We start from the raw sequence: 23075 nt of genomic DNA, 5'->3' as shown, positions 1-23075 counted from the left end.
TCAAGATCCCCGTCCGAGGGTTCGGACACCCTCAGTATAGCACCTTACTGGAAGCATGTACTTGGTCAAAATCTGTGCCCAAAAAGCCCTTCGCCAAATCGCTTCGCTTTTGTATAGCAGAAAAAGTGCCCATTCCGTCGGTCAAGTCCCGTGTTTGGAAGTAACTATCAACCTTTAAAGTAAAAGGGGGTGTAGCGGGCCTTTCCCAGTATGGCCGCTTTCAATCGTTGGGCCTGGACTTCTATCTGCTCGCCGTAGGGTTTACGAAAGCCCAAGGGGTGCCAAGCTTCTTGCAGGAAGCGCTCCTCCAACAAGCGGAGAAATATCCGCCGCCCCTCTTCGTTCAAGTACACGCCACCCCCACGCCTTTCCACGTGGGACCACCCCATTTCTCCTCGGCGAAAGGCCGAGACCACCACCGCATCCACAACAGGAATGCGAAACTCCTCCATGAGGTCCAGGGCCAAGGCGGGCTGGCGGCGCGCCTCTGTATGGAGATACCCCACCTCGGGATGAAGCCCTGCCAAGCGTAGGGCCAGGAGGACCCGCCCCAAAAGTACCGCATAGCCGTAAGAAAGGGCGGCATTCACAGGGTCCGCAGGGGGTCTGCGGGTCCGCCCGGCAAAGCCATGGGTACCCAAGACCTGGGCTAGTCCTGCGAAGTATGTCCGACTCCCCTCCCCTTCTATTCCTCGCAGGGTTTCCAAGCGGGAGGCCACATTCACGCGCTCTAAAGCACGGGCAATCTCAAAGGCCTCGGCGACCCTGTACCTCTCCAGTAGAACTTTGGCCGAGCGCAGCTTTCCCTCCACGAAAGCCTTAGCTAGGGGCAAACCTTCCGTGGCAAACTGGGCTCGTAGGAGTTGGGGGGGTAGGTCAGGGAAGGCGCCGGCGACCCCGTAGAGAAAGCCCTCTAGGGACAGAAAGAGTATGGGCACTCCCTGGCGAAGCAGAAAACCCAAGGCCGGGTTAGAGAGGCGCACGTTCCCCCACACCGCCACCTGACGTACCTGGCGGGCAGGCACCGAAAGCAAAGATGTTCCTTCCAACTCCAGCAAAAGCCGACCCTGCCTGAGGCGCAAAGCAGCTCCTTGATGGGTGAGGTGCAGGATCATTCAGAACTTGGGCCAGGGGGGAAGGGGCCTGAGGCGCTCATCCAGGCCCAGGAGGAAGTCCCGTAGGCGGGTGTAGTCCTCGAGCTCCACGGGCCGGGTGCCGTGGGCCAGGATGCTCTCGTGGCGTTTGGCCAAGAGGGCCTGAAGGCGGTTTTTCTCCCCGTAGAGGCGCTGGGCCAGGGTACCCCTCTGGCCAAAGGCCAGGTCCAGCTCAAAGGCGGCCTCCAAAAGGTCCATGAGGCCCCTGGGCCGCAGAATCCGTTCCCGCAGGGTCTCCGGGAAGCCTTCAGGCCAGGTCTTGGGGTCCTTGAGGAGGAAACCCAGGCGCTCATGGACGTCGGCCTCGGCCACCAGCTCCAGGGCCCGGTACAGGCGGGCCAGGGCGTCATCGTAGCGGCCCACCTCCGCGCGGCGCTCGGCGTTGGCCAGAAGGTCCTGCAGGAGGACAAAGGTGGGCTTTCCCTCCTGGGCCACGATGGCCTCCAGGGAGGGGAGGAGGTCCTCCAGGGCGCGCAGGGCCCGCACCTTGGACCCGTGGCCCCAGGCCTCGGCCACGGCCACGGCTACGGGTAGGTGGGCCCGGAGCTGCTCCAAGGCCGCCCGGTGGCGGAAGCGGTCCCACTCCATGAGCCCCTCCACCACCCCTTTCAGGGCCCGGTAGAAGCGTTCCTCCGAGGGGGAGAGGGGACGGGCCAGGAGGGCCTCGAGCTCCGCCCGAGCTATCCCCAGGTTCAGGGCGTTCCAGGCCTGCACGAACCCCTGCCACTCCCGCACGCCCAGGCGGGCGGTGGGGTCTTCCAGCAGCCGGAGCCGTTCCTTCCCCGGCACCACCCGCCCCATGGCGTCCCGTTCCTGGCCTCCCACATAGCTGAAGACCACCCCGCGGCCCGTGAGGGCCAGGACCAACCCTGCGGCCATGGGCTTAGTGGCCCCGGTGAGGTCGGCCACCAGGCTGGTGGCCTCCCACTCCAGGGCCTTGCGTAGGGCCTTGATGGCCCCCTGGTAGGTCTCCAGTAGGCTTTCCGCATCCTCTATGAGGACGGTGTGGTGGCGAAAGGCGTTGCCGTAGTCCCGCACCAGCTCGGCCGCCACGGGGTAGCTCTGCTGGCTGGCCAGGAAGACTACCCCCTGGGGGGCGTGTTGGGTCAGGGACTCCTCGAGGGGGGCACGGGTAAACCCCACGGTGAGGATGAGGACCTTCATATGCCCCCATTATGCCAGGGGGGCATGTGCAAACCGCACAGGGAAGTCAGCTCTTCCCATATACTTTAAAGGACATGGGAAGTCAGGGAACCCACGTGGCCCTGGCCGCTCTGCTCCACGATGTGGGCAAGCTCCTCTCCCGCGCCCGCTGGGGCCAGCGGGACCCGGAGGTGCCGGACCGCACCCACACCGCCTACACCGCCCTTTTCGTCCAGGGCCATGCCCGGCTCTTCCAGCGGGCGGGCCTGGACCCCGAGTGGCTGGCCCGCACCGCCAGCCGCCACCACGAGGGCTGGCGGCACCGCCCGGAGTACCAGCCAAAAACCCCGGAGGAGTGGTGCGTGGCCCTGGCCGACACCTACGCCTCCCAGGAGCGGGAAGAGGGGGAAGGCGGGGGTAGCCCCCCTGAGGTGCCCCTCCTTTCCGTCTTTAGCCAGCTGAGGCTACAGGGAAAGGAAGGGGAAAGGGTGGGCCACAGCCCAGTCCACGCCTTAGGGGAGGGCCTAAGGCCGGGAGCCCTCTACCCCGAAGAGGTACCCAACGTGCGCAAGGAGGTGTACACCAGGCTCGCCGAACGGCTGGAGGGTCGCCTGCGGGCCATGGCCTCCCCGGGGCTTTCCCCCCGGGCCCTCCTCCTCAACCTGGCCGCAGCCTTCCAGGAGACCCTCTCCCTGGTCCCCGCCGACACCCAGTCGGAGCCCGACGTCTCCCTTTACGACCACCTCCGCCTCACCGCGGCCATCGCCCATGCCCTATGGCTTTACCACAGGGAGGCGCCTTCCGTGGAAGAGCTCCGCCAGGAAGGGGAGAAGTTCCTCCTGGTGGTGGGGGACCTGGGGGGCATCCAGGGGCACATCTACCGCATCGCCGGGGCGGAGACCGGGGTGGGGGGCATCGCCAAGCGGCTTCGGGCGCGAAGCCTGGAGGTCAGCCTGGCGGGGGAGGCCATGGCCCTGGGGATCCTCGAGGCCCTGGGCCTCACCCCCCTGAACCGCATCATGGGAGCAGGGGGCAAGTTCTACCTGCTCCTGCCCAACACCGAGGAGGCCCAGAAGGCCCTGGAGGCGGCCAAGGAGGCCTGGGGGCGCTGGGCACTGGCTAATGGGGCAAGCCTCATCCCCCACCTGGCCTGGGTGGCCTTTGGGGGAAAGGACTTCCGAGACTTTGCCGGGGTGCTTAAGAAGGCCCACGCCAAACTGGCCCTGGCCAAGCTCAGGCCCTTGGACTTCCTGAAAAGCAGCAAGGACACCCTGCGCCAGGCCCTCCGCCCCTGTGCCGCCTGCGGCCTGCGTCCCGCCAGGGAGGACGAACCCGGAAGCCTCTGCCCGGGGTGCGAGCGGGAAAAAGAGATGGGAAGCCGCCTTCCCCAAAGCGACCGCGTGGGCTTTTTCCAGGAAGGTGCCCCCAGGCCCTTCTGGGGCTTCCCCAGCCTGCAGGTGGCCCTGGGGCAGGGAGGGTTTCCCCACCCTCCCCTCCACGTCTACCGCACCCGGCCTGACTTCGCCCCGGGCCCCGAACCCTTTGAGGTGAAGCCCCTCCTGGGGCACCTGCCCACGGTGGGGAACGCCCTGCGGGCCAAGGGCCAGTCCCTGGAGGAATACCGCCGCTGGGTCCTGGAGGAGGGGCTCATGGACGAGGAGGAAGCGGAAGAGGCCTGGGACGAGCACCGCCCCCTCACCTTCCAGGAACTGGCCGCCCTGTCGGAGGGAGCACCCTACCTGGGCGGCCTCCTCCTGGACGCGGACCGCATGGGGGAGGCCTTTGCCACCGGGTTCCGGCGCGAAGGGAAGGACCTGGCCACCCCAAGCCGCATCGCCAGCCTTTCCCGGGTGCTGGAGTGGTTCTTCAGCGTGGAGGTGCTGGAGCTCATCCGAAACCCCGCCATCTACGCCAAGCGGCTGGGGTGGGACGGCCTCGAGGCCCGCCAGAAGGGGGAGCGCTACCCCCTCCTCTACAGCGTGTACTCCGGGGGGGACGACCTCTTCCTCCTGGGTCCCTGGGACGTTCTTCTGGACTTTGCCCTGGACTTGGAAAGGCTCTACCGTCTCTACACCCGCCACCCCGCCCTCTCCCTTTCCGGAAGCTTCCTCCTCTTCCGGCCCAAGACCCCCGTGCCCCAGATGGCCGAAGCCCTGCAGGAAGGGGAGAAGGAGGCCAAGGCCCAGGGGCGGGGCCGGCTTTACCTCTTCGGCCAGGCGGTGGCCTGGGGGGAACTAAAGGGGCTCAGAGACTGGCAACAGGGCCTGGTAGATGACCTGAAGGGGGAACGGGTCAGCAAGGCCCAGGCCTACCGCTGGCTAAGCCTGTGGAAGGGGTTTTGGAGGGAAGACCTGGACCCCGGGGAACGGATGCGCTACAAGCCCCTTCTGGCCTACGCTTTGAGGCGCATTCGGGAAAAGGACGAGGCCGTCTGGAAAAGATACCTGCGGCTCCTAGACCACCAGGACCCTGTCTGGACCCACCTTCCCGCCTGGGTCCAGTGGGCGCTTTACCGGGAAAGGAGGGCGTGAATGCCGGTGCTGGAGTTCTACAAGGACAAGGAGCGGGGGCTTCTGGACCCCCAGATCTTTGAACGGGCCCGCCAGGTGGCGGAGGAGCTGGCCGAGGAGGGTCAGCTGAAATCCAGCCAGTTCCGCAACTACTTTGCCGAGCTAAGGGCCTTGGAAAACCGCTTCCAGAAGGAGCGCAAGGGGGACGAGGCCACCGCCTTCGCCCGTCTGGTGCCCGAGCTGGAGCTCCTGAAGGCCAAGCTGGCCTACAATACCCGTTCCCAAGGCCCCCTCAAGGACGCCAAGCGCTTCGTGAGCTTCATGAACGAGGCCCTGGAGGCGGGCAAGCAGAGCCCCAAGGACTTTGAAGCCATGATGAAGTACGTGGAGGCCGTGCTGGCCTATTTCTACGCCCTGGGGAAGTGAGGAGGTCCAGATGCAGTTGAGAAAGATCATCCGCATCCAGGCGCTTCTCCTGGCCAAGACGGGCCTGCGCATCGGCATGAGCCGCGACCAGATGGCCATCGGCGACCTGGACAACCCCGTGATCCGCAACCCCCTCACGGACGAGCCCTACATCCCCGGCTCCAGCCTCAAGGGCAAGCTCCGCTACCTCCTAGAGTGGAGCCTGGGCGGGGACTACATCCTGAAGGCCAAGGAAAAGCACGTCTACGCCTCCCCCGACCCCAAGGACCCTGTGGCCCGCATTTTCGGCCTGGCCCCGGAAAACGACCCCAAGGCCCGGGAGCGGGGGCCCACCCGCCTCCTGGTGCGGGATGCCTACCTGGCCCCCGACTCCAAGGAGGAGCTGGAGCGCACCGTGGCCCGGGGCGGCTACCTTACGGAGATCAAGCAGGAGGTGTTCATTCCCCGCCTGGGAGGAAACGCCAACCCCCGCACCACGGAGCGGGTGCCCGCCGGGGCCCGCTTCCGGGTGGAGATGGTCTACCGGGTGTTGGAGGACCTGGACGAGACGTACTTCCGAGAGTACGTTCTGCGGGCCCTGGAGCTTCTGGAGCTGGACGGGCTGGGGGGGCACATCAGCCGGGGGTACGGACAGGTGTACTTCCTGCACCCCGAAAAACCCCTGGAGGCCCAGGAGGGCCTGCCCCTGGAGGAAAGGCTTCTCATCCAAGAGCGAAGCCTGGCAGGGTGAGATGCGGGCCCAAGCCTTTCGCCTCCGCTTCCAGGGACCGGTGCGCTCCTTGCCCCGGGCCCCCACCCTGTGGGGCCAGCTCCTCTGGTGGTACCGCTACACCCAGGGAAGGGCCGCCCTGGAGGAGCTCCTTGAACGCCTGCCCACCCTCTCCTTCCGGCTTTCCAGCGCCTTTCCCGAGGGCTGGCTGCCAAGGCCCAAGCTACCCCCCGTCCTGGTGGAGGAGACCGAGCTACGCAAGGCCCTGAAGAACCTGCGCCTAGTGCGGCTGGAAACCTTCCAGGCCCTGGCCGAGAGGGGAGAAGAAGCCCTCCTGGAGGCCGATGAGGTGCGAAAGGGGCTGAGGCCCCCTGAGCCAGAGCGCATGCGCCGGCTGCGGGTGGGGGTTGACCGGGGCACGGGTGGGGCCAGGAGGGGCATCCTCTTCACCCAGGACCTCCTCTTCCCCACCGGCCCCTACATGGTCTATGCCCTGGGGGAACCGCCCTTTGACCTCCTGGAAGGGCTTCGCTTCGTGGGGGAGATGGGCTACGGCGGCCTAGCCAGCGTGGGGGCAGGGACCTTCCAGGTAGAAGGCCCCCTGGAGGTGGACCTCCCCGAGGCCCAGAAGCCCACGGCCTTCGTCAGCCTTTCCCCCGGGCCTTTGGAAGGGGCCTGCTATTACGAGGCCGAGCTCTACTGGGGCCGCCTGGGGGGAGGGTACTTGGGGAGCCAGCCCTTCAAACGGCCCCACCTACGCACCCGGGAGGGTAGCGTGTATCGGGAACGTGGAGGCCTATGCCTCCTGGAGGCCACGCCCAACGAACCCCCGGAAGCAGGGGTAAAGGTGGTGGAGGTCCTGCAGGTCTTCCCCCTGGGGGTGAGGGTATGAGCTTCCTGGAAGCCTACCGGCTGGAGCTGGAGCTGGTCTCCCCGGTCCACGTGGGCACCGGGGAGAGCTACCCCGCCTATGCCTACGTGCCTGACTTTGCCCAGAAGAAGGTGCACCTCCTGGACCTAAGCCGCCTCCTCCTGGCCCTTTCCCCCGAGCGCAGGGAAGCCCTGCTCCGCAGGGTGGCCGCCGGCCCCAAGGGCGCCCAAGAGGTGCTGCGCTCCCTCTACCAGGAGGGCCAGATTCCCCAGGAGGCCATCCTGCGCACCCTACCCGCCAGCCCCGCCTTCTTGCAAACCATACAGAAGGCTACCGAGGAAGCCCAGCTGGAGTACCGGCCCCTCCCCTACTCCCCCCTGGGGGCCTACCTGCCCGGCTCCTCCCTAAAAGGCGCCCTGCGCACCGCCTGGCTTTTCCACACCCTGGTGCGGCGGGGGGAGGTGGTGGAGTTCCGGGAGGGGGCCTGGAAGTTCCGCCCCCTAAGGCCCGGGGACAAGGACGCCCTGATCCACCCCCCCAGGAAGCTCTCCTTGAGGGAAAACCAAAGCTTTGAGGGAGTGGTCCTAGGGTACAGGGAATACCGCAAGGGCAAGGAGGTGCTGGATCTCTACCGCGACCCCTTCAGGGCCTTAAGGGTCTCCGACTCCAGCCCGGGAGAGGGTTTTTTGAACCGCATCGGGGTTTTCCACGCCCGAAAAGACCTCTCCAAGATGGTCATCCTGGCGGAGACCTTCCGCAAGGGAAGCCGCTTTTCCTTCCTCCTTCGCTACCAGGGGGGCCTGGCGGAAAGGGGCGGGGTGGCCGGGGCTATACCCCTTACGGAGCTGGTGCAGGCCCTCAGGGAGTACTACGGCAAGGTGGCGGAGTGGGAACGGGGATATGCGGAAGAGCACGGGTTGAGGAGGGCCCTCGAGGTCTATGGGGAGCTGGAGGAGAGGCTCAAGGACCCCGAGGTGTTTCCCCTCCGCCTTGGCTTTGGCTCGGGGCGCCTGGCCCTGCGCCTGGCCCTTCTGCTTCCCGAGGAGCACCCCGAAGCCCAGGAACCCCTGACGCGCAAGACCGCGGGCGCCCAGACCCCCAAGGACGGCTACCCCCTGGGGTGGGCCCTGGGGCGGCTTGTGTCCCTGTAAGAGCGCTAGGGAGCTTTCCTCAGGTCCAGCATGCCCTTGCCCACCGCCTGGGGTGGGAAAGGAAGGGGGTTGGCGTGCTGAAGAAGGGCCTCTTGAAGCCCTGCGGGGGTGAGGTTCGGATTCTTCTCCAGCCACAGGGCCATGGCCCCGGCCACCAGGGGGGTGGCGAAGGAGGTGCCGGTGCAACTGCCCCTACCCCCTCCGGGTAGGGAACAGTCCAGGTCCGTGCCGGGGGCCGCCAGGTCCAGGTAGGTCCCCTGGGTGCTGTAGGGGGCAGGGCGCCACGCCTTACCGTCCGTTTCCAGGGCCCCCACCGCCACCAGGCCTGGGAGGTCCAAGGCGGCGGGGTAGTGGGCGGGGCTCCCCTGCTTCCCCTGGTTCCCTGCGGCGGCGGCCACGGGAATGCCCTGGGCCAAGGCGGCCTCCAGGGCCAGCCTCAGGGCCTCCACCGGGGTATCCCCTCCCAGGCTGAGGCTGAGGACGGTGGGGCCTTCCCGGTGGGCCAGCACCCAGCACACCCCCCGCACTACCCGGCTCGCCCGGCAGACCCCGTTTTCATCGCAGACCCGCACCGGGATGATCCCTGCCCCCGGGGCCACCTCCTTCACCAGCCCCGCGGCCCCCGTGCCGTGGCCACCCGGGAAGGCATCCTGGGGGTCAGCGTCATCCTCAACAAAGTCGTAGCCGGGAAGTTGGGGGATGGTGGGGTCCACCCCGGTGTCCAGTACAGCCACCCTAACCCCCTGGCCCGTAAGCCCCCGGCCGTGGGCCAAGGGAGCCCCCACGGCCTCTCCCCCTGCCACCCCACCCAGGCTCCAGAGGCTTTCGGGATCGGCCTTGTAGTCCGGGTCCTGGGCCTCCAGCTCCTCCAGGGCCTTTCCCAAGGCCTCCCCACCATAGCCCAGCTCGGCCAGGGCGAAGCCACAGGCCGCAAGGTCTTCGCTTTGAAGCAGGGTAAACCCCTCCGGAAGCCTAGGCGTTTCCCCCAGGGGTAGGCGGAGGAGGATTCGCTTTGGGTCCACCGCTCCCAGAACCCCCAAGGAGGCCTCGGCCCTCCGGCCCCCCGACTCCACCTGCACGGGCTTGGGCCCTCCGGGCAGGGCGGGCACCCGGAAGACTACCCGGCTTGGCTCACGGCGGACCACCTCCGCCTCCACCCCGCCCACCACCACCCTGGCCTCCAGACCCCTCATCCCCTGAAGCCTGGCCTCCACCTCCTCCCCCGGCCGGGCCCGGGAGGGGAAGAGGCTCAGGGAGGGTTCCGTGGGGGTGCAGGCGTAAAGGCTCCCCAGAAGCCAGAGCAAAACCAGCCACCACCTCTTGCACATGCCGCCTACCCTCCCCCCAAAGGACCGTATGGCCGGCCAGATCCAGGACCCAGACGGGCATGGCTACAGGACCCTTTCCTGCCCATACGCCCACCCCGTGGCCGCCCTCAACCCTGCCTCACCCATGCCTTCCATCCTGAAGCCCGGGGGCTTAACGGGGCCTGAACGCCTCCAGGCGGCGCTGGTAGCGCTCGGCCAGCACGGAATAGCGGGCCTCCTCCAGGAGGTGGATGGCCTCCTCCAGGCTGGCGGGGTCTCCCTGGAGCTCGGCCAGGTTGGCCAGAACCGCCGCGGTGAGCACCCACTCCCGCCCCTCCTTGGCCAGGACCAGGGCCTGCTGGTAGGCGGCCTTGGCCTCCTCCTTACGCCCCTGGCGGTGGTAGAGGGCCCCCAGGTTGTTCCAGGCCCGGCCCAGGGCCTCGAGGCTCCCCACCCGCTCCGCCTCCCGCATGGACTCCCGGTAGAGGGCCTCGGCCGCCTCCGGCCTGCCCTCCCGCTCCCGCACCACCCCCAGGTTGAGGAGGACCCGGGCCCTAAGGAGGGGGGCTTCCCCCGCCGCCCGCAGGGCCTCGGCCAGAACCGCCTCCGCCCCTCCTTCCCCGGCCTCCAGGAGGGCCACCGCCCGGTTGTTCAGGGCGTCCACCTGGCGGGCGGTCTCGCCAGCGGCCAGGAAGCGCACCGCCGCCCGGGCAAAGAAGTCTGCGGCCTCCTGGAAGCGGCCCTGGCTGAAGGCCAAAAGCCCCCGGAGGTTCAGGGCCTCCCCCTGGGCCCAGGGGCTACCCCGGGCGGCCCGCTCCGCCGCCTCCAGGGCCTCGGCCACGCGGCCCAGGCGGAAGAGAATACCCCCCCGCACCGCCGCGGCCTCGGGGTCGTCCGCGGAAATGCCCTTCTCCAGCACCTCCAGGGCCTCGCCATAGCGCCCAAGCCGCTCCAGGGCCCGGGCCCGCAGCAGGCGGACCTGGGGCTCCAGGGGAAGCCCCTCTAAAAGGCGCAGGCCCTCCAGGGGGTTTTCCGAAAGCCACCGCCGGGCCTCCGCCAGGAGGGCTTGGCCCGCCCGGCGCCGGTCCTCCTCCGTCCAGAGGGGCCTCCCCAGGCGGTAAAGGGGTAAGGCCTCCCGCAGGGGCAGGCGTCGGGCCAGCTCCAGGGCGGCCTCCTGGCCCTCCAGGGGTAGCCCCTTAAGGGCCGCCAGGGGCAAGGGCACCCCCCCAGGGCTCACCAACCCCTCCTGGTAGAGGCGCTCCAGGGCCTCGGGCTCCAGGGGTAGCACCTCCCCCGCCCGGCCGGGCAGGTGGAAAAGGGCCCAGAAGGCCTTGCGCACCTCCTTGGGCAAGGGGTCGGGACGAGGGGTCTCCACCCCGTGCCCCTCCAGGGCGTACCGCACCCCAGGAAGGGCCAGGGCCTCCTGCAGGAGGGCCCGGCCCTCCTCGGCCAAGCCCAGGGCGAAGTGGGCCCGGGCCTGGCGGGCCAAGGCCGTGAAGACCTCCAGGGCAAGCCCCTCCCGGGTGCTCCAGACCCACTCCTCCAGCTCCTCCCCCAGGGGCAAGTCCACCCCCTCGAGGAAGGCTCCCCGGTAAAGGGAGCGGACCCTCTCCAGATCCCCTTCCGCCAGGGCGCGGCGCAACTCGGCCACGTCCAGGACCACCCGGGCCCTGAGGACCTCACCCCCTTCCACCACCCCCAGGGGCTTGAGCTGGTTCAGGGCCACGGAGAGGCTGTTGAGGGCGTCCTGGGCCCCGGGCCAGAAGAGTTCGGCCAGGCGCCGGCGGGGTTGGGGACCCTCGAGGGCCAGGTAAACCAGGAGGAGAAGCGGCTTAGGCCTGCGGAAGGCATGGCCTTCCAGGTAAAGCCCCCCCAAGGCATGCAGCATCCTTGGGGGCCATCATAGCCGATGGAAGGAGTATGGGTCTAACCCCAGGCAAACCCCCTAGGCCAGGGCCAGCAAGGCCACCGCCAGGAGAACCGTCCCCATCCCCAGGGCCCGGACCATGCCCTGGCCAGAGGTCCCGAGGCGGGGGGAAAGCCTGGCCATCCCCACCCCCGCCAGGTGCAGGAACAGGGTGGAGAGCAAAAACCCAGCGGCGAAGGCCCCGGGCATCTGCAGGGGGGTCTCTGCCCCGTGGGCAAAACCGTGGAACAGCCCAAAAAGCGCCACCAGGGGAAAGGCCCAGCCCCCTTTAGGCCGGTGCGCCAAGGCCACCAAGGCCCCCAGAACCGCCAGGGAAGCCAAGATGCCCATCTCCACTCCCGACCATGCCCCAAGGCCAAGGCCCAGGGCCCACCCGGCCGCGGCCGCCCCCACAAAGGCCAAGGGTAGCCCCAGAAGGAACCTGCCCCCCAGCTGGCCGGCCCACAGGCCCACGGCCACCATGGCCGCCAGGTGGTCTAGCCCGTGCAAGGGGTGCACCAGCCCATAGCCAAACCCACCCGCATGCCCTTCGGGATGTGCCAGAGCGGGGACCAGAAGCCAAAAGGCTACCCCGGGCAAGCCCATTTTGCGCATGGCAACCTCCTTCGCGCCCCGCGGAAGGGGCTTGGTACATTGTTGGGCACTTTCCCTTGGAGGGCGTAGTTGCAAATGTCCCGGGTTCCCTCCGTCAAGAGGGACAAATACCCCTACGCAATGCCTTTTTTATCGGCTACCCTCTCCCGGTAAGGAGGTGAGCATGTCCGAACGAGCCTTTGAGGGTCTTTATGAAGACACGCCCCGGATACGCCCCCTTTCCCCGGAAAGCGCCCAGCAACTGGCCGAGGAGGCCGACCGGCATCTGGCCCACCTGGAACGCACCCTACCCGAACGCGAGGTATCCTTATCCGCCGCCCTAAGAAAAAACGGGATAAGCCGGCGGGAGTTCCTGAAGTGGTCGGCCTTTATGGCGGCCACCCTAGGCCTACCTCCCTCCTTTGACACCCGGATTGCCCGGGCGGCGGAGCTTTCCGTGCGCCTGCCCATCATCTGGCAGGAGCTCCAGTCCTGCACCGGCAACAGCGAGGCCCTCCTGCGGAACAGCAATCCCTCGGTGGACACCCTTATCCTGGAACTCCTCTCCATAGAGTACGCCGAGGTGCTCATGGCCGCTGCCGGCTACCAGGCGGAGGAAGTGCTGGAGCAGGCCATCCAGCGCTACAAGGGGCAGTACATCGCCGTCTTCGAGGGTTCGGTTCCCTTGGGCCTCGAGGGCCGCTACCTCACCATTGGCCCCCACGGGACCACAGGGGTGGAAATCGTCAAAAAAATTGCCAAAAACGCCCTGGCGGTGATCAACGCCGGCACCTGCGCCGCCTATGGGGGCATCCCCATGGCGGCTCCCAACCCCACCTCGGCCCTGGGAGTCCAGGATTTCCTGCGCAAGGAGCGCATCCGGGTCCCGGTCATCAACCTGCCCGGCTGCCCGGTGAACAGCGTGAACATCGTGGGCACGATCCTGGAATACGTGCTCTTCGGACGCATCCCCCAGCTGGACGCCTACAACCGCCCCCTCTGGGCCTACGGCCAGCGCATCCACGACAAGTGCGAGCGCCGGGGCCACTTTGACGCCGGGGAGTTCGTGGAGGGCTGGAGCGACCTCAAAGGGCTTAAGGAGGGATATTGCCTGTACAAGGTGGGGTGCAAGGGGCCCTTCACCTTCAACAACTGCGGGGTGGTGCGCTTCAACCAGGGCACCTCCTGGCCCGTCCAGGTGGGCCGGGGTTGCATCGGATGCAGCGAGCCGGGGTTCTGGGACCGCCTGACCCCCTTTGAGGCCCCGGTGGCCTACCGGGTGTACCAGCCCCCCATCCTCAATGACGCCACCGCTGACCGCCTGGGGCGCTGGGCCCTAGGCCTGGCCGGGGTGGGCATCGTGGCCCACGCGGCCATGACTGCCCTCAAGGCTTTCCTGGAGCGCAAGGAAGAAGTGACCAAAAGCCAAGAACCCCCCAAAGGAGAGTGAGCATGGCAGAGGCTAAGCGCATCGTGGTGGACCCCATCACCCGGATTGAAGGGCACCTGCGGATTGAGGTGGAACTGGGGGAAGACGGCACCATCAAGGACGCCTACAGCTCGGGCACGGCCTTCCGGGGCATTGAGCTCATCCTCCGGGGCCGGGACCCCCGGGATGTGGGCCTATTTGCCCAGCGCATCTGCGGGGTCTGCACCTACCACCACTACGAGCGGGGGATTGAGGCCGTGGAGAGCGCCTTTGGGGTGCGCATTCCCCCGAACGCCAGGCTGGTGCGCAACCTCCTCTGGATCGCCCAGATCCTCCAGGACCACCCCACCCACTTCTACCAGCTCCATTCCCTGGACTGGTGGGACGTGCTGAGCGCCCTGAAGGCCGACCCAGCAAAGGCAGTGGAGGTGGCCCACCGCTACCACCCCAACCCCTACAACGCCTCTGAAAGCCACTACCGCCAGGTGCTGGAAAGGCTCAAGCGCTTCGCCGCCAGCGGCCAGCTGGGCCCCTTCGCCAACGGGTACTGGGGCCACCCCGGCTACCGCCTCACCCCCGAGGAGAACCTGGTGATGGCCTCCCACTACCTGGACAACCTGGCCATCCAGCGTCTGGCGGCCCAGATGGACGCCATCCTGGGGGGCAAGAACCCCCATCCCCAGAGCCTGGTGGTGGGCGGGGTCACCGCGGTCCGGGATGCCCTCAGCGCCCAGCGTCTGGGGGAGTACCGCTTCCTCCTGGAGCAGGTGCGGGACTTCATTGAACGGGCCTACCTACCCGACCTCCGGATGCTGGCGGAGCGCTACAAGGAGGAGGCCCTGGCAGGGTACGGAGGCGGGCTTGGAAACTACATGAGCTTTGGGGCTCTTCCCCTGGATAACGAGGACTGGGCCTACCGGGAGCACTACTTCCCCCGGGGGATTGTGCTCAACCGGGACCTTTCCCGGGTGTACGAGCTGGACCCCATGAAGATCGCCGAGGAGGTGAGCCACGCCTGGTACACCTACTCCAAGGGAGACGACACGCCTCTCCACCCCTTTGAGGGGGAGACCAACCCCCACTACACCGGCCTGAACCCCGACCACACCCTCCAGGTGGAGGGCAAGTACTCCTGGCTCAAGACCCCCCGCTACGAGGGAAAGCCCATGGAGGTGGGGCCCCTGGCCCGTCTTTTGGTGGGCTACGCCTCCGGCCACCAGGAGATCCGCGAGGCCATGGACGGCTTTGTGGAACGCATCGGGGTTCCCTTCCGCTTCTGGTATTCCACGGTGGGCCGCACGGTGGCCCGGGGCCTCAACGCCCTTTTGGTGGCCCGCAAGGCAGACCATTTCCTGAACCAGCTGATTGCCAACGTCTCTAAGGGGGACGAGCGCTTCTTCACCCCCTACCAGCCCAAAGACGGCCAGGGCTTCTCGGCCACCGAGGTGCCCCGGGGCGGCCTTTCCCACTGGGTGGTTATCAAAAACGGACGGGTGGAGAACTTCCAGGCGGTGGTGCCCACCACCTGGAACGGGAGCCCCCGCGATGCCAAGGGCCAGCGAGGGGCCTACGAGGCTTCCCTCATAGGGCAACCCCTTCATGACCCCACAAAGCCCTTGGAAATCCTGCGGACCATCCACTCCTTTGACCCCTGCTTGGCCTGCGCCGTCCACCTCATTGACCCCCAGGGCCGGGAGGTGGCCCATCTGAAGGTGGAGGTGTAGCCATGCTTTTGAAACGCGAGGGACACGTCCTGCTGAAGCGGGGCGAGGAGGTGGTGGCCGTTCGCTACGTCTTCGGGCGCTTCACCCGTGCGGCCCACTGGATCCGCTTTGCCATCCTCATCTGGCTGGTGGTGAGCGGGTTCTACATCGCCTACCCCTTCCTGGGGCGGGACTTCCTCACTCCCACTGCCTTCAAGTTCGTCCAAACCTACATCCGGGCCTCCCACGTCCTCCTGGGCTGGGTGCTCATCGCCCTCACCCTGGTGCGCATCTACGAGTTCCTCTTCGTGCGCTCGGACGGCAGGCTGGGCTTAGGGGACGAGTTGCGCATGGGACGCGTCCTTTTTGACCGCCAGGCCTGGCGGGAGCAGATCGCCTACTACGTCTTCCTGCGCAAGGCACACCCCGTGCACGTCTACTCCAACTACGGTCCCCTCCAGTACCTCACCTACATCGCCCTTTACCTGCTCATCCTGGGCATCAGCGTCACCGGCATCCTCCTGGCGGCCCCCTACCAGCCCGAGGGCCTGGCGGGCACCCTGGCCGGGGTGTTGAAGCCTCTGGAGATCTGGATGGGCGGCCTGGCCCAGGTGCGCATCTGGCACCACTGGTTCATGTGGGGCATCATCCTCTTCAGCGTTTTGCACGTCTACATGGTGGTGTGGAACAGCATCCGGGCCCGCACCCTGCTCCTCGAGGCCATGGTGTCGGGGTACAAGGCGGTGGAGAAACCATGAAGCGCTGCCTGGTCCTGGGCCTGGGCAACATCCTCTATGGGGACGAGGGGGTGGGGGTGCACCTCCTCCACCGCCTGCGGCGCCGCTACCGCTTCCCCCCCGGGGTGGAGCTCAAAGACGGCGGAGCCCTGGGCTGGCACCTCCTCCCCCTCCTGGCCCAGTATCCCCAGGTGCTCCTCCTGGACGCCCTGGCGGGAGAGGTGGGAGCGGTGTACCGCTTCCCTCCAGAGGCCCTGGGGAACCTGGCCCTTTTTGGCAAGCTCTCCTCCCACGAGTGGGGCATCCTGGACCTCCTCTCGGCCATGGAGCTCCACGGGGATCGGCCGGAAAAGGTGGCGGTGGTGGCCATGGGGGTCACCCCCGCCGCCATCAAGGGGGAGACCCTGGAGTTTGGGCTCTCGGAAGGCATCCGGGCCCGCCTACCCGCCATGGAAGCCGTAGCCCTGGGGGTCCTCGAGGCCTGGGGAATACACCCCGAGCCGGTGCCGGAGGCCGGGGAGGAGGACGTGGACCTGGAGGCCATCCTCCATGCATGAGGTCGGCCTGGCCCAGGAGCTGGTACGGCTGGCAGAAGAGGCCGCCCGGCAGCACGGGGCAAGCCGGGTACGGCGGCTTGGCCTCCGGCTGGGAGCCCTCTCGGGGGTGGTGGAGGAGGCCTTGCGCTTCGCCTTTGAGGCGGTCTCCCCGGGAACGCTTTGCGAGGGGGCCGAGCTTGCGGTGGAGCACGTCCCCCTGAAGAGCTACTGCCCCCACTGCCAGGAGGCCTTCCTCTCGGAGGACCGCTACGGCATCGCCCTCTGCCCCCGGTGCGGGGAGCCTAGCGCCGAGGTGCTGGAGGGCCGGGAGTTCGTCCTGAGCTATGTGGAGGTGATCTAGATGAGCGCCGAGGGTTTTCGCAAAATCGGCCTGAGCCTGCTGGCCGGGAACACCGAGGAACGCGGCCGAGTGGTGGAGGTGGAGAAAGGCGTCCTAGCCTTCAACCAGCGCCTAGCCGAGGAGAACCGGGCCCGGTTTGACGCCGCCGGGGTCAGGGTGGTGAACGTCCTCTCCTCCCCAGGGTCAGGAAAGACCACCTTCCTGGCCCGCACCCTTAGGGAACTCCCCCTGCGGGCAGGGGTAATCGTAGGGGATCTGGCCACCGACCACGACGCCGAGCGCCTGAGGGCCTCAGGGGCCCCGGCGGTGCAGATCCAGACCGGAGGGGTGTGCCACCTGGAGGCGGCCATGGTGGCCCGGGCGGCAGCCCTTTTGGACCTGGAGGCCCTCGAGGTCCTCTTCATTGAGAACGTGGGCAACCTGGTCTGCCCCGCCTCCTACGACCTGGGGGAACACCTCCGGGTGGTCCTCTTCTCCGTAACCGAGGGGGAGGACAAACCCCTGAAGTACCCCACCATGTTCAAGACCGCCCAGGCGGTGGTGGTCAGCAAGGTGGACCTGGCGGAGGCGGTGGGCTTCGCCCGGGAGGAGGCCCTGGAAAACGTGCACCGGGTCAACCCCAAGGCGGTGGTTCTGGAGGTTTCCGCCAAAACGGGCCAGGGTATGGAGGGCTGGTATGCCTTCCTCCGGGCACACCTCGGCTGAAGGCCTCACCCTGCGCCTGCGGGTCCGGGGCGTGGTCCAGGGGGTGGGGTTCCGCCCCTTTGTCTACCGCCTGGCCCAGAGCTTGGGCCTCTCCGGCTGGGTACTGAACGACCCCGAGGGGGTACTGATTGAGGCCTCCGGGCCTGAGGAGCGGCTACAGGCCTTCCAGGAGGCCCTGGTGCGCCAGGCCCCTGCGGCGGCCCGGGTGGAAGGGGTGGAGGTGGTGGCCCGGGAAGTAGGAGGAAAGGAAGGGACCTTCGTCATCCGGGAAAGCGCCGCCCAGGGCCTTCCCATCACCCTCATCTCCCCTGACCTGGCCGTCTGCGAGGAATGCCTCCGGGAGCTTTTTGACCCGGCAGACCCCCGGTACCTCTACCCCTACATCAACTGCACCCACTGCGGCCCCCGGTACTCCATCCTCCTGGACCTCCCTTACGACCGCCCCCGCACCACCATGCGGGACTTTTCCCTCTGCCCCCGGTGCCAGGCCCAGTACGAAGACCCCCTGGACCGCCGCTTCCACGCCCAGCCCGTGGCCTGCCCCCAGTGCGGGCCCCACTATGCCCTGCTGGACGGGGAAGGACAACCGGTGGCCGAACGGGAAGAGGCCATCGCCCTGGCGGCCCGCTGGCTCCGGGAAGGGCGCATCCTGGCGGTGAAGGGAATTGGGGGCTACCACCTGGCCTGCGACGCGCAAAACCCCGAGGCGGTGGCCCGCCTGCGGGCGCGCAAGTACCGCAAGGACAAGCCCTTCGCCCTCATGGCCAAAGACCTGGAGGCCCTGGAGGGGTATGCCCTTCTTCCCCCGGAAGCCCAAACCCTCCTCACCTCCCCCGCCCGGCCCATCGTCCTCCTGGAACGGGGGCCTAAGACCCTGCCGCCTGAGGTGGCCCCAGGGGTGCCGGAGATCGGGGTCATGCTCCCCTATACCCCCCTCCACCACCTCCTCTTCTGGGCAGGGGCCCCACCCCTCTTGGTGATGACCAGCGGCAACCGCTCCTCCGAGCCCATCGCCTACCGGGACGAGGAGGCCCTTGAGCGCCTCCAGGGCCTGGCCGAGGGGTTCTTGGTGGGGGAGCGTCCCATCGCCCGGCGGGTGGATGACTCGGTGGTGGCCCTCTTGGAAGGGAGGCCCGCCATGGTGCGGCGCGCCCGGGGGTACGCCCCCAGCCCCGTGGTGCGCCACCCCCGGTTCCAAAAGCCCATCCTGGCCCTGGGAGCTGGGCTTAAGAACGCCATCGCCCTGGCCACCGAGGGCTATGTGTTCGTGAGCCAGCACATCGGGGACCTGGATAACCTGGATGCTTTTCAGGCTTTTGTGGAAACCCTCCACGACCTGACCCGCATGTACCGGGTCCCCCTGGAGGAAGCCCTGGTGGTGCACGACCTCCACCCCGACTACCCCAGCTCCCGCTACGCCGAGGCCTTGCCGGGGCCGAAGCTCGCCGTACAGCATCACCGGGCCCACATCGCCGCGGTGGTGGCGGAACACGGCCTCTGGGAGGAGCCGGTGCTGGGGTTTGCCTTTGACGGCACCGGCCTGGGAGAAGACGGCACTGTCTGGGGCGGGGAGGTCTTCGCGGGACCCCTTTGGGCCCTGCAGCGGGTGGGCCACCTGGACACTGCCCTCCTGCCCGGAGGGGAGGCCGCCGCCCGCTACCCGGAGCAGGCGGCGGTGGGCTTCCTCATCGGACAGGAGGAGGCCCTCTGGCGCCCCTTCCTGGGGGAGAAGCCCGTGGCCGTGGCCCTAAGCCTCCTCAAAAGCGGGGCCCGCACCCCAAAGACCTCCAGCCTGGGGCGGCTCTTTGATGCCGCCGCGGCCCTTTGCGGTTTCCGGGGACGCATGAGCTACGAGGGGCAGGCGGCCATATGGCTGGAGGCCCTGGCCCGGCAAGGTCGGGGAGAAGAGGCATACCCCTTTCCCTTCCGGGAAGGGCGCTGGGACTACCGGCCGCTCTTAATGGCCCTCCTGCAAGACCTGAGGCGGGGAGAGCCCCGGGAAGAGGTGGCCCGCCGCTTCCACCTGGGGCTGGCCCAGGGAGTGGTGGAGGCCGCCTTGACCCTTGGGCGAAGCCTGGGCTTCAAGACCGTGGCCCTTTCCGGCGGGGTCTGGCACAACAAACTCCTCCACGCCAGGGTGGTGCAGGCCCTGCGGCGGGAAGGATTCCAGGTGTTCTGGAACCAGGAGGTCCCCGTGGGGGACGGAGGGATTGCCCTGGGCCAGGCCGCCTTGGGACAAATGGCCCTGGAGGGTCTGGGCTAGGGTGAAGGGGTGAGGTGAGCATGTGCCTGGGAATTCCCTACAAAGTGGTAAAGGTACTGGATGAAGAGTCCTGCCTGGTACAGGTGGGTAGCGGCACGCAGTTTTGTTTCACCGGGCAGGTAGGGACGGTGAAGGAAGGAGACTGGCTGGTGGTCCACGCCGGGCTGGCCATCGCCAAAATCACGGAGGAGGACGCCCGGGAGAACCTGGCCATGATCCGCTTCTACCTGGGAGAGGAGGCCTCGTGAGCTACGACCCCGAGGTCTACAAAGACCCCAAGCTGGTCCTGGCCCTCAAGGAGCGCATCGCCGAGGTGGCCAGGGAGCTGGGCCGCCCGGTGAAAATCATGCACATCTGCGGCACCCACGAGCACGAAATCGGGCGGTACGGCCTGCGGGACCTCCTTCCCGAAAGCGTGGAGCTCCTGGCGGGGCCGGGATGCCCGGTGTGCGTGTGCGATGCCGAGTACATTGACCGGGCCATCCAGTTGGCCCTCACCCCAGGGGTTATCCTGGCCTCCTTCGGGGACATGTTGGCGGTGCCCGGGGGTATTCCTCTACGGGATGGGCGTCCCGGGGATGTGCGCATGAGCCTTCTGGACGCCAAAGCCCGGGGCGGGGATGTGCGGGCGGTTTACTCGGTGTTTGACGCGGCCCGCCTGGCCCGGGAGAACCCCGACAAGGAGGTGGTCTTCTTCTCCGTAGGGTTTGAGACCACGGTGGTGGCGGTGGCCGCTCTTTTGAAGCGGGGGGCCCCGGGGAATTTCAGCCTCCTCGAGGCCAACTACTACACCCCCCCGGCCACCTCCATGCTCCCTACCCTCGAGGGCTTTGACGTACAGGGCTTCCTCCTGCCGGGCCATGCCGCCGCCATCACCGGCCTGAAGATTTACGAGCACCTGCCCCGCCTGGGCATCGCCTGCGCCAGCGCGGGGTTTGAGCCGGTGGACGTGCTGAGCGGGGTGCTCTCCGTACTCCTGCAGCTCAAGGAGGGAAAGCCCCGCCTGGAGAACACCTACCGCCGGGTGATCCCCTACGAGGGCAATACCCTGGCCCTGAAGGAGCTCTTTGAGGTCTTTGAGCTGGTGCCCCAACGCTGGCGGGGAATTGGGGTCATCCCGGACTCGGGCTTCCGCCTGCGGGAAGCCTACCGCGGCTACAGCGCGGAAGAGCGCTTCAAAGAGGTCTTCGCCAGGCCCCTTCCCCGGAGCGAGCGGGAACACCCCAAGGGTTGCCGCTGCGCCGAGGTGACCCTGGGCCTGGTGCGGCCCAGCGAGTGCCCGGTTTTCGGCAAACTCTGCACCCCCGACAACCCCTACGGCCCCTGCATGGTGAGCCACGAGGGCACCTGCCGCGCCTGGTACACCTACGGCATGGACCGGGGGCGCATTGAGGTGGAGGTGTGAATGAAAGCCGGCAAAAAAGCCCACGTAGAGCGCTACGGTAGCGTGCGCTTGAGCCACGGGAGCGGGGGCAAGCTCACCCTGGAACTCATCACCGAGGTCTTCGCCGCCACCTTCGGCTCGGAACCCCTTAAGGAGCTCACGGACGCCGCCATCCTGGAAAATCCCGGGGGACGGCTGGCCTTCACCACCGACTCCCACGCCATCAAGCCCCTTTTCTTCCCCGGAGGGGACATCGGCCGCCTGGCGGTGGCGGGTACGGTGAACGACCTGGCGGTGGTGGGCGCCAAGCCCCTTTACCTCTCCGCCGCCTTCCTGCTGGAGGAGGGCTTTCCCCTGGAGGACCTGGTGCGCATCGCCGAGTCCATGAAGGCCACCGCTGACGAGGCCGGGGTGGCCATCGTCTGCGGGGACACCAAGGTGCTGGAACGGGGCAAGGGGGATGGGGTGTTCATCAACACCGCCGGGGTGGGTTTCATCCCCCCGGGCCGGGACCTGGGCCCCCACCGGGTAGCCCCAGGGGACGTGGTGCTGGTGAACGGCACCCTGGGGGACCACGGGATCGCCGTGCTCTCCCAACGGGAGGGATTTGAGCTGACCCTGGCCCTTAGGAGCGATGTGGCCCCCCTGAACAGCCTGGTGGAGGCGGTGCTGGCCGCGGCCCCGGGGACCAAGTTCCTGCGGGACATCACCCGGGGAGGGCTGGCGGCGGTGGCCAACGAGCTGGTCCTGGGCAAGCCCTTCGGCATCCGCATTTTTGACCACCAGATCCCCCTCCACCCCGATGTGGTGGAGTACAGCGAGATGCTGGGCATAGACCCCCTCCTGGCCGCCAACGAGGGCAAGGTGCTGGTGGTGGTGCCCAAGGAGGAAGCCGAAGCGGCCCTGGAGGCCATGCGGCGCCACCCCCTGGGAAAGCAGGCCGCCATCATCGGGGACATCGTGCGCAAGCCCCAGGGGCTGGCGGTGGTGGAGACGGCCTACGGCACCCGCCGCATCCTGGAAATGCCGGTGGAAGAGCTCCTCCCCCGAATCTGCTGAGGTGGGGTGTGCGCGGCGAGGTCTACCGTTTCATGGAAGAGAAGCAGGCCCTCACCGAGGAGTACCGGAGCCTGCTCCTTCCCCTTCTAAGCCTTCGCTTCCCTGAAAACCCCTGGTCCAGCCAGAGCCTCCGGGCCTTGACCCAGGAGCCCGAGGCTCAAGACCCGATGCTCCAAAAGGCCCTGGAGCATCTCTTGCGCTACGAGGTGCCGCTTCTGGAGGAAGAGGAGCGCCTTCTGGCCCAGGGGCTTTCCCAGGAAGCGCTTCGGGACGCCCTAGCCCAGCTGGAGGAAGCCTTCTGGGAAGCCCGCTTGGCGGAGGAAGGGGGCTGGCAGGACCCCGGGCCCTACCTTTGCCCCGAGCACCGGCTGACCCTCGAGGCCGTGCGGCGGATAGCCGCCCAGAACCCCACCTGGGACTCGGCCACCCTGGTCCAAGCCAGCGGGGGCAACCCGCAGTGCTCCACCTGCCGGGTGGAGGCCGCCCGGATCATGAAGGAGGTGCTCAGGGCAGAGAAAGCACCGGGAATGCTCCCCGAGCCGCCCTCCCGGGTCAGCCCTCTCCCCACCCGCACCGCCACCCTACGGCTTCAGGACCTGGTGCAGGCGGCCCAGCTCCTGGCGGAACGGGCAGAAGGGGAAGGGTACCGGGTGGTGGCGGCCCACCCAGTGAGCGCCTGGGCCGACTCCCCTTCCCGGGCCGCCCTTCTTCTGGAGCTGGAAGCCCCTAAGCTCACCGCCCTTCTCCTGGAGGAGCACCCCGAGGGCCTCTTGGGGTGGCCCCTGCGCCTCCTCCTGTGGCAGGAGGCTCCCGGGGCCCCGGTGCGCCTCCTGGCCCCCGACCCCCAGGCCTACCCCGCCTGGCTCTTCCCCAACCCCCCAAAAGGAGAGGCCCGCCGCCACCTGGACTGGCTGGAGGTCACCTTGGACATCCTCCTTCGGGCTTTTGCCTAAGGCTTCGCAAACCCCCTGTGGGAACCCCCGGGGCCAAGGCGCCTGGGCTTGCCTAGTAAATTGCCTTGTACCCCGGAGGGGGCGGGAGAAGGGAGAGAAGAACCCTAAGGCCGTAGGCGATGAGCTCCAAAAGCGCCCGCGCCATGGCCGTCCAAGGCTTCCGCTCCCAAAGGT

At 67.7% G+C, this 23075-nt stretch carries 21 protein-coding genes; 16 read left to right on the top strand and 5 right to left on the bottom strand.

The annotated features are described in order from the left end of the window. Positions 1 to 167 precede the first annotated feature (167 nt). The gene (gene cas1 / locus B128_RS0102065; protein WP_026174948.1) at positions 168 to 1115 is read right to left on the bottom strand and encodes a CRISPR-associated endonuclease Cas1; all 948 of its coding nucleotides are present in this window, start codon (positions 1113 to 1115) and stop codon (positions 168 to 170) included. Continuing rightward, entirely contained in the window at positions 1116 to 2318 is a 1203-nt protein-coding gene (locus B128_RS0102060) for a TIGR02710 family CRISPR-associated CARF protein (protein WP_018110629.1), read from the bottom strand. It lies immediately after the preceding gene. A 74-nt stretch (positions 2319 to 2392) separates the two neighbouring features. On the opposite strand from B128_RS0102060, the gene cas10 reads away from it, so the two are divergent. From cas10 to csm5, 5 genes are read left to right on the top strand one after another with little or no spacing between them, the layout of a single operon-like run. Continuing rightward, the gene (cas10, locus tag B128_RS0102055; protein WP_018110628.1) at positions 2393 to 4828 is read left to right on the top strand and encodes a type III-A CRISPR-associated protein Cas10/Csm1; all 2436 of its coding nucleotides are present in this window, start codon (positions 2393 to 2395) and stop codon (positions 4826 to 4828) included. Beyond that, the gene (csm2, locus tag B128_RS0102050; protein ID WP_018110627.1) at positions 4829 to 5233 is read left to right on the top strand and encodes a type III-A CRISPR-associated protein Csm2; all 405 of its coding nucleotides are present in this window, start codon (positions 4829 to 4831) and stop codon (positions 5231 to 5233) included. It begins immediately after the preceding gene. A 10-nt stretch (positions 5234 to 5243) separates the two neighbouring features. Continuing rightward, complete coding sequence (gene csm3 / locus B128_RS0102045; RefSeq protein WP_018110626.1) at positions 5244 to 5963, top strand: type III-A CRISPR-associated RAMP protein Csm3; 720 nt, start codon at positions 5244 to 5246, stop codon at positions 5961 to 5963. Between the two features lies 1 nt (position 5964). After that, positions 5965 to 6834, top strand: coding sequence for a type III-A CRISPR-associated RAMP protein Csm4 (csm4, locus tag B128_RS0102040; RefSeq protein WP_018110625.1), 870 nt, complete (start codon positions 5965 to 5967; stop codon positions 6832 to 6834). Beyond that, complete coding sequence (csm5, locus tag B128_RS0102035; protein ID WP_018110624.1) at positions 6831 to 7964, top strand: type III-A CRISPR-associated RAMP protein Csm5; 1134 nt, start codon at positions 6831 to 6833, stop codon at positions 7962 to 7964. Before csm4 ends, csm5 begins: the two co-directional genes overlap by 4 nt. Before the next feature lie 5 nt (positions 7965 to 7969). Here csm5 and B128_RS0102030 read toward each other — a convergent pair whose 3' ends face one another. The 3 genes from B128_RS0102030 to B128_RS0102020 form a co-directional block, all read right to left on the bottom strand. Continuing rightward, on the bottom strand, positions 7970 to 9292 hold the full coding sequence (locus B128_RS0102030; RefSeq protein ID WP_026174946.1) for a S8 family peptidase: 1323 nt from the start codon (positions 9290 to 9292) through the stop codon (positions 7970 to 7972). Between the two features lie 151 nt (positions 9293 to 9443). Then, entirely contained in the window at positions 9444 to 11159 is a 1716-nt protein-coding gene (locus B128_RS0102025; protein ID WP_018110622.1) for a tetratricopeptide repeat protein, read from the bottom strand. Positions 11160 to 11216: 57 nt separating this feature from the next. Further along, on the bottom strand, positions 11217 to 11792 hold the full coding sequence (locus tag B128_RS0102020) for a HupE/UreJ family protein (protein ID WP_018110621.1): 576 nt from the start codon (positions 11790 to 11792) through the stop codon (positions 11217 to 11219). Positions 11793 to 11955: 163 nt separating this feature from the next. On the opposite strand from B128_RS0102020, the gene B128_RS0102015 reads away from it, so the two are divergent. Genes B128_RS0102015 through B128_RS0101965 form a run of 11 tightly spaced genes read left to right on the top strand, consistent with a single transcriptional unit; the run spans position 11956 to position 22901 of the window. Next, the gene (locus tag B128_RS0102015; RefSeq protein WP_018110620.1) at positions 11956 to 13221 is read left to right on the top strand and encodes a hydrogenase small subunit; all 1266 of its coding nucleotides are present in this window, start codon (positions 11956 to 11958) and stop codon (positions 13219 to 13221) included. Between the two features lie 2 nt (positions 13222 to 13223). Further along, positions 13224 to 14924, top strand: a complete 1701-nt coding sequence (locus tag B128_RS0102010) for a nickel-dependent hydrogenase large subunit (protein WP_026174944.1) — start codon at positions 13224 to 13226, stop codon at positions 14922 to 14924. A 2-nt stretch (positions 14925 to 14926) separates the two neighbouring features. Continuing rightward, a complete protein-coding gene (cybH, locus tag B128_RS0102005) occupies positions 14927 to 15661 on the top strand; it encodes a Ni/Fe-hydrogenase, b-type cytochrome subunit (RefSeq protein ID WP_018110618.1) in 735 nt (244 codons plus the stop codon). Then, complete coding sequence (locus tag B128_RS12150) at positions 15658 to 16197, top strand: hydrogenase maturation protease (RefSeq protein WP_018110617.1); 540 nt, start codon at positions 15658 to 15660, stop codon at positions 16195 to 16197. Before cybH ends, B128_RS12150 begins: the two co-directional genes overlap by 4 nt. Next, positions 16190 to 16537, top strand: coding sequence for a hydrogenase maturation nickel metallochaperone HypA (hypA, locus tag B128_RS0101995; RefSeq protein WP_018110616.1), 348 nt, complete (start codon positions 16190 to 16192; stop codon positions 16535 to 16537). The genes B128_RS12150 and hypA overlap by 8 nt, the downstream gene beginning before the upstream one ends. After that, on the top strand, positions 16538 to 17242 hold the full coding sequence (gene hypB, locus B128_RS0101990) for a hydrogenase nickel incorporation protein HypB (protein ID WP_018110615.1): 705 nt from the start codon (positions 16538 to 16540) through the stop codon (positions 17240 to 17242). After that, positions 17214 to 19505 (top strand): carbamoyltransferase HypF, encoded by a 2292-nt coding sequence (gene hypF / locus B128_RS0101985; RefSeq protein ID WP_018110614.1) that lies wholly within the window; start codon positions 17214 to 17216, stop codon positions 19503 to 19505. The genes hypB and hypF overlap by 29 nt, the downstream gene beginning before the upstream one ends. 20 nt (positions 19506 to 19525) lie before the next feature. Beyond that, positions 19526 to 19753 (top strand): HypC/HybG/HupF family hydrogenase formation chaperone, encoded by a 228-nt coding sequence (locus B128_RS0101980; RefSeq protein WP_018110613.1) that lies wholly within the window; start codon positions 19526 to 19528, stop codon positions 19751 to 19753. After that, positions 19750 to 20910, top strand: coding sequence for a hydrogenase formation protein HypD (gene hypD, locus B128_RS12145; protein WP_018110612.1), 1161 nt, complete (start codon positions 19750 to 19752; stop codon positions 20908 to 20910). The genes B128_RS0101980 and hypD overlap by 4 nt, the downstream gene beginning before the upstream one ends. Next, entirely contained in the window at positions 20911 to 21948 is a 1038-nt protein-coding gene (gene hypE / locus B128_RS0101970; RefSeq protein ID WP_018110611.1) for a hydrogenase expression/formation protein HypE, read from the top strand. Between the two features lie 8 nt (positions 21949 to 21956). Next, positions 21957 to 22901 carry a hypothetical protein gene (locus B128_RS0101965; protein ID WP_018110610.1) on the top strand — a complete coding sequence of 315 codons (945 nt, stop codon included), beginning with the start codon at positions 21957 to 21959 and terminating at the stop codon, positions 22899 to 22901. Positions 22902 to 23075: the final 174 nt, after the last annotated feature.

This window comes from Thermus igniterrae ATCC 700962 (assembly GCF_000376265.1).
Classification (GTDB): Bacteria; Deinococcota; Deinococci; order Deinococcales; family Thermaceae; genus Thermus; species Thermus igniterrae.
This window is presented reverse-complemented; position numbering and strand designations above follow the sequence as displayed.

What these genes read in the sequence shown, in the direction of transcription:
- csm4 (WP_018110625.1), top strand. Translation starts at nt 5,965, where the DNA reads ATGCGGGCCCAAGCCTTTCGCCTCCGCTTCCAGGGACCGGTGCGCTCC.
- csm5 (WP_018110624.1), top strand. Translation starts at nt 6,831, where the DNA reads ATGAGCTTCCTGGAAGCCTACCGGCTGGAGCTGGAGCTGGTCTCCCCG.
- hypB (WP_018110615.1), top strand. Translation starts at nt 16,538, where the DNA reads ATGAGCGCCGAGGGTTTTCGCAAAATCGGCCTGAGCCTGCTGGCCGGG.
- B128_RS0102025 (WP_018110622.1), bottom strand. Translation starts at nt 11,159, where the DNA reads ATGCTGCATGCCTTGGGGGGGCTTTACCTGGAAGGCCATGCCTTCCGC.
- cas10 (WP_018110628.1), top strand. Translation starts at nt 2,393, where the DNA reads ATGGGAAGTCAGGGAACCCACGTGGCCCTGGCCGCTCTGCTCCACGAT.
- B128_RS0101980 (WP_018110613.1), top strand. Translation starts at nt 19,526, where the DNA reads ATGTGCCTGGGAATTCCCTACAAAGTGGTAAAGGTACTGGATGAAGAG.
- hypA (WP_018110616.1), top strand. Translation starts at nt 16,190, where the DNA reads ATGCATGAGGTCGGCCTGGCCCAGGAGCTGGTACGGCTGGCAGAAGAG.
- B128_RS12150 (WP_018110617.1), top strand. Translation starts at nt 15,658, where the DNA reads ATGAAGCGCTGCCTGGTCCTGGGCCTGGGCAACATCCTCTATGGGGAC.
- csm3 (WP_018110626.1), top strand. Translation starts at nt 5,244, where the DNA reads ATGCAGTTGAGAAAGATCATCCGCATCCAGGCGCTTCTCCTGGCCAAG.
- B128_RS0102015 (WP_018110620.1), top strand. Translation starts at nt 11,956, where the DNA reads ATGTCCGAACGAGCCTTTGAGGGTCTTTATGAAGACACGCCCCGGATA.
- cybH (WP_018110618.1), top strand. Translation starts at nt 14,927, where the DNA reads ATGCTTTTGAAACGCGAGGGACACGTCCTGCTGAAGCGGGGCGAGGAG.
- B128_RS0102060 (WP_018110629.1), bottom strand. Translation starts at nt 2,318, where the DNA reads ATGAAGGTCCTCATCCTCACCGTGGGGTTTACCCGTGCCCCCCTCGAG.
- B128_RS0102030 (WP_026174946.1), bottom strand. Translation starts at nt 9,292, where the DNA reads ATGTGCAAGAGGTGGTGGCTGGTTTTGCTCTGGCTTCTGGGGAGCCTT.
- B128_RS0102020 (WP_018110621.1), bottom strand. Translation starts at nt 11,792, where the DNA reads ATGCGCAAAATGGGCTTGCCCGGGGTAGCCTTTTGGCTTCTGGTCCCC.
- cas1 (WP_026174948.1), bottom strand. Translation starts at nt 1,115, where the DNA reads ATGATCCTGCACCTCACCCATCAAGGAGCTGCTTTGCGCCTCAGGCAG.
- hypF (WP_018110614.1), top strand. Translation starts at nt 17,214, where the DNA reads ATGCCTTCCTCCGGGCACACCTCGGCTGAAGGCCTCACCCTGCGCCTG.
- B128_RS0102010 (WP_026174944.1), top strand. Translation starts at nt 13,224, where the DNA reads ATGGCAGAGGCTAAGCGCATCGTGGTGGACCCCATCACCCGGATTGAA.
- csm2 (WP_018110627.1), top strand. Translation starts at nt 4,829, where the DNA reads ATGCCGGTGCTGGAGTTCTACAAGGACAAGGAGCGGGGGCTTCTGGAC.
- hypE (WP_018110611.1), top strand. Translation starts at nt 20,911, where the DNA reads ATGAAAGCCGGCAAAAAAGCCCACGTAGAGCGCTACGGTAGCGTGCGC.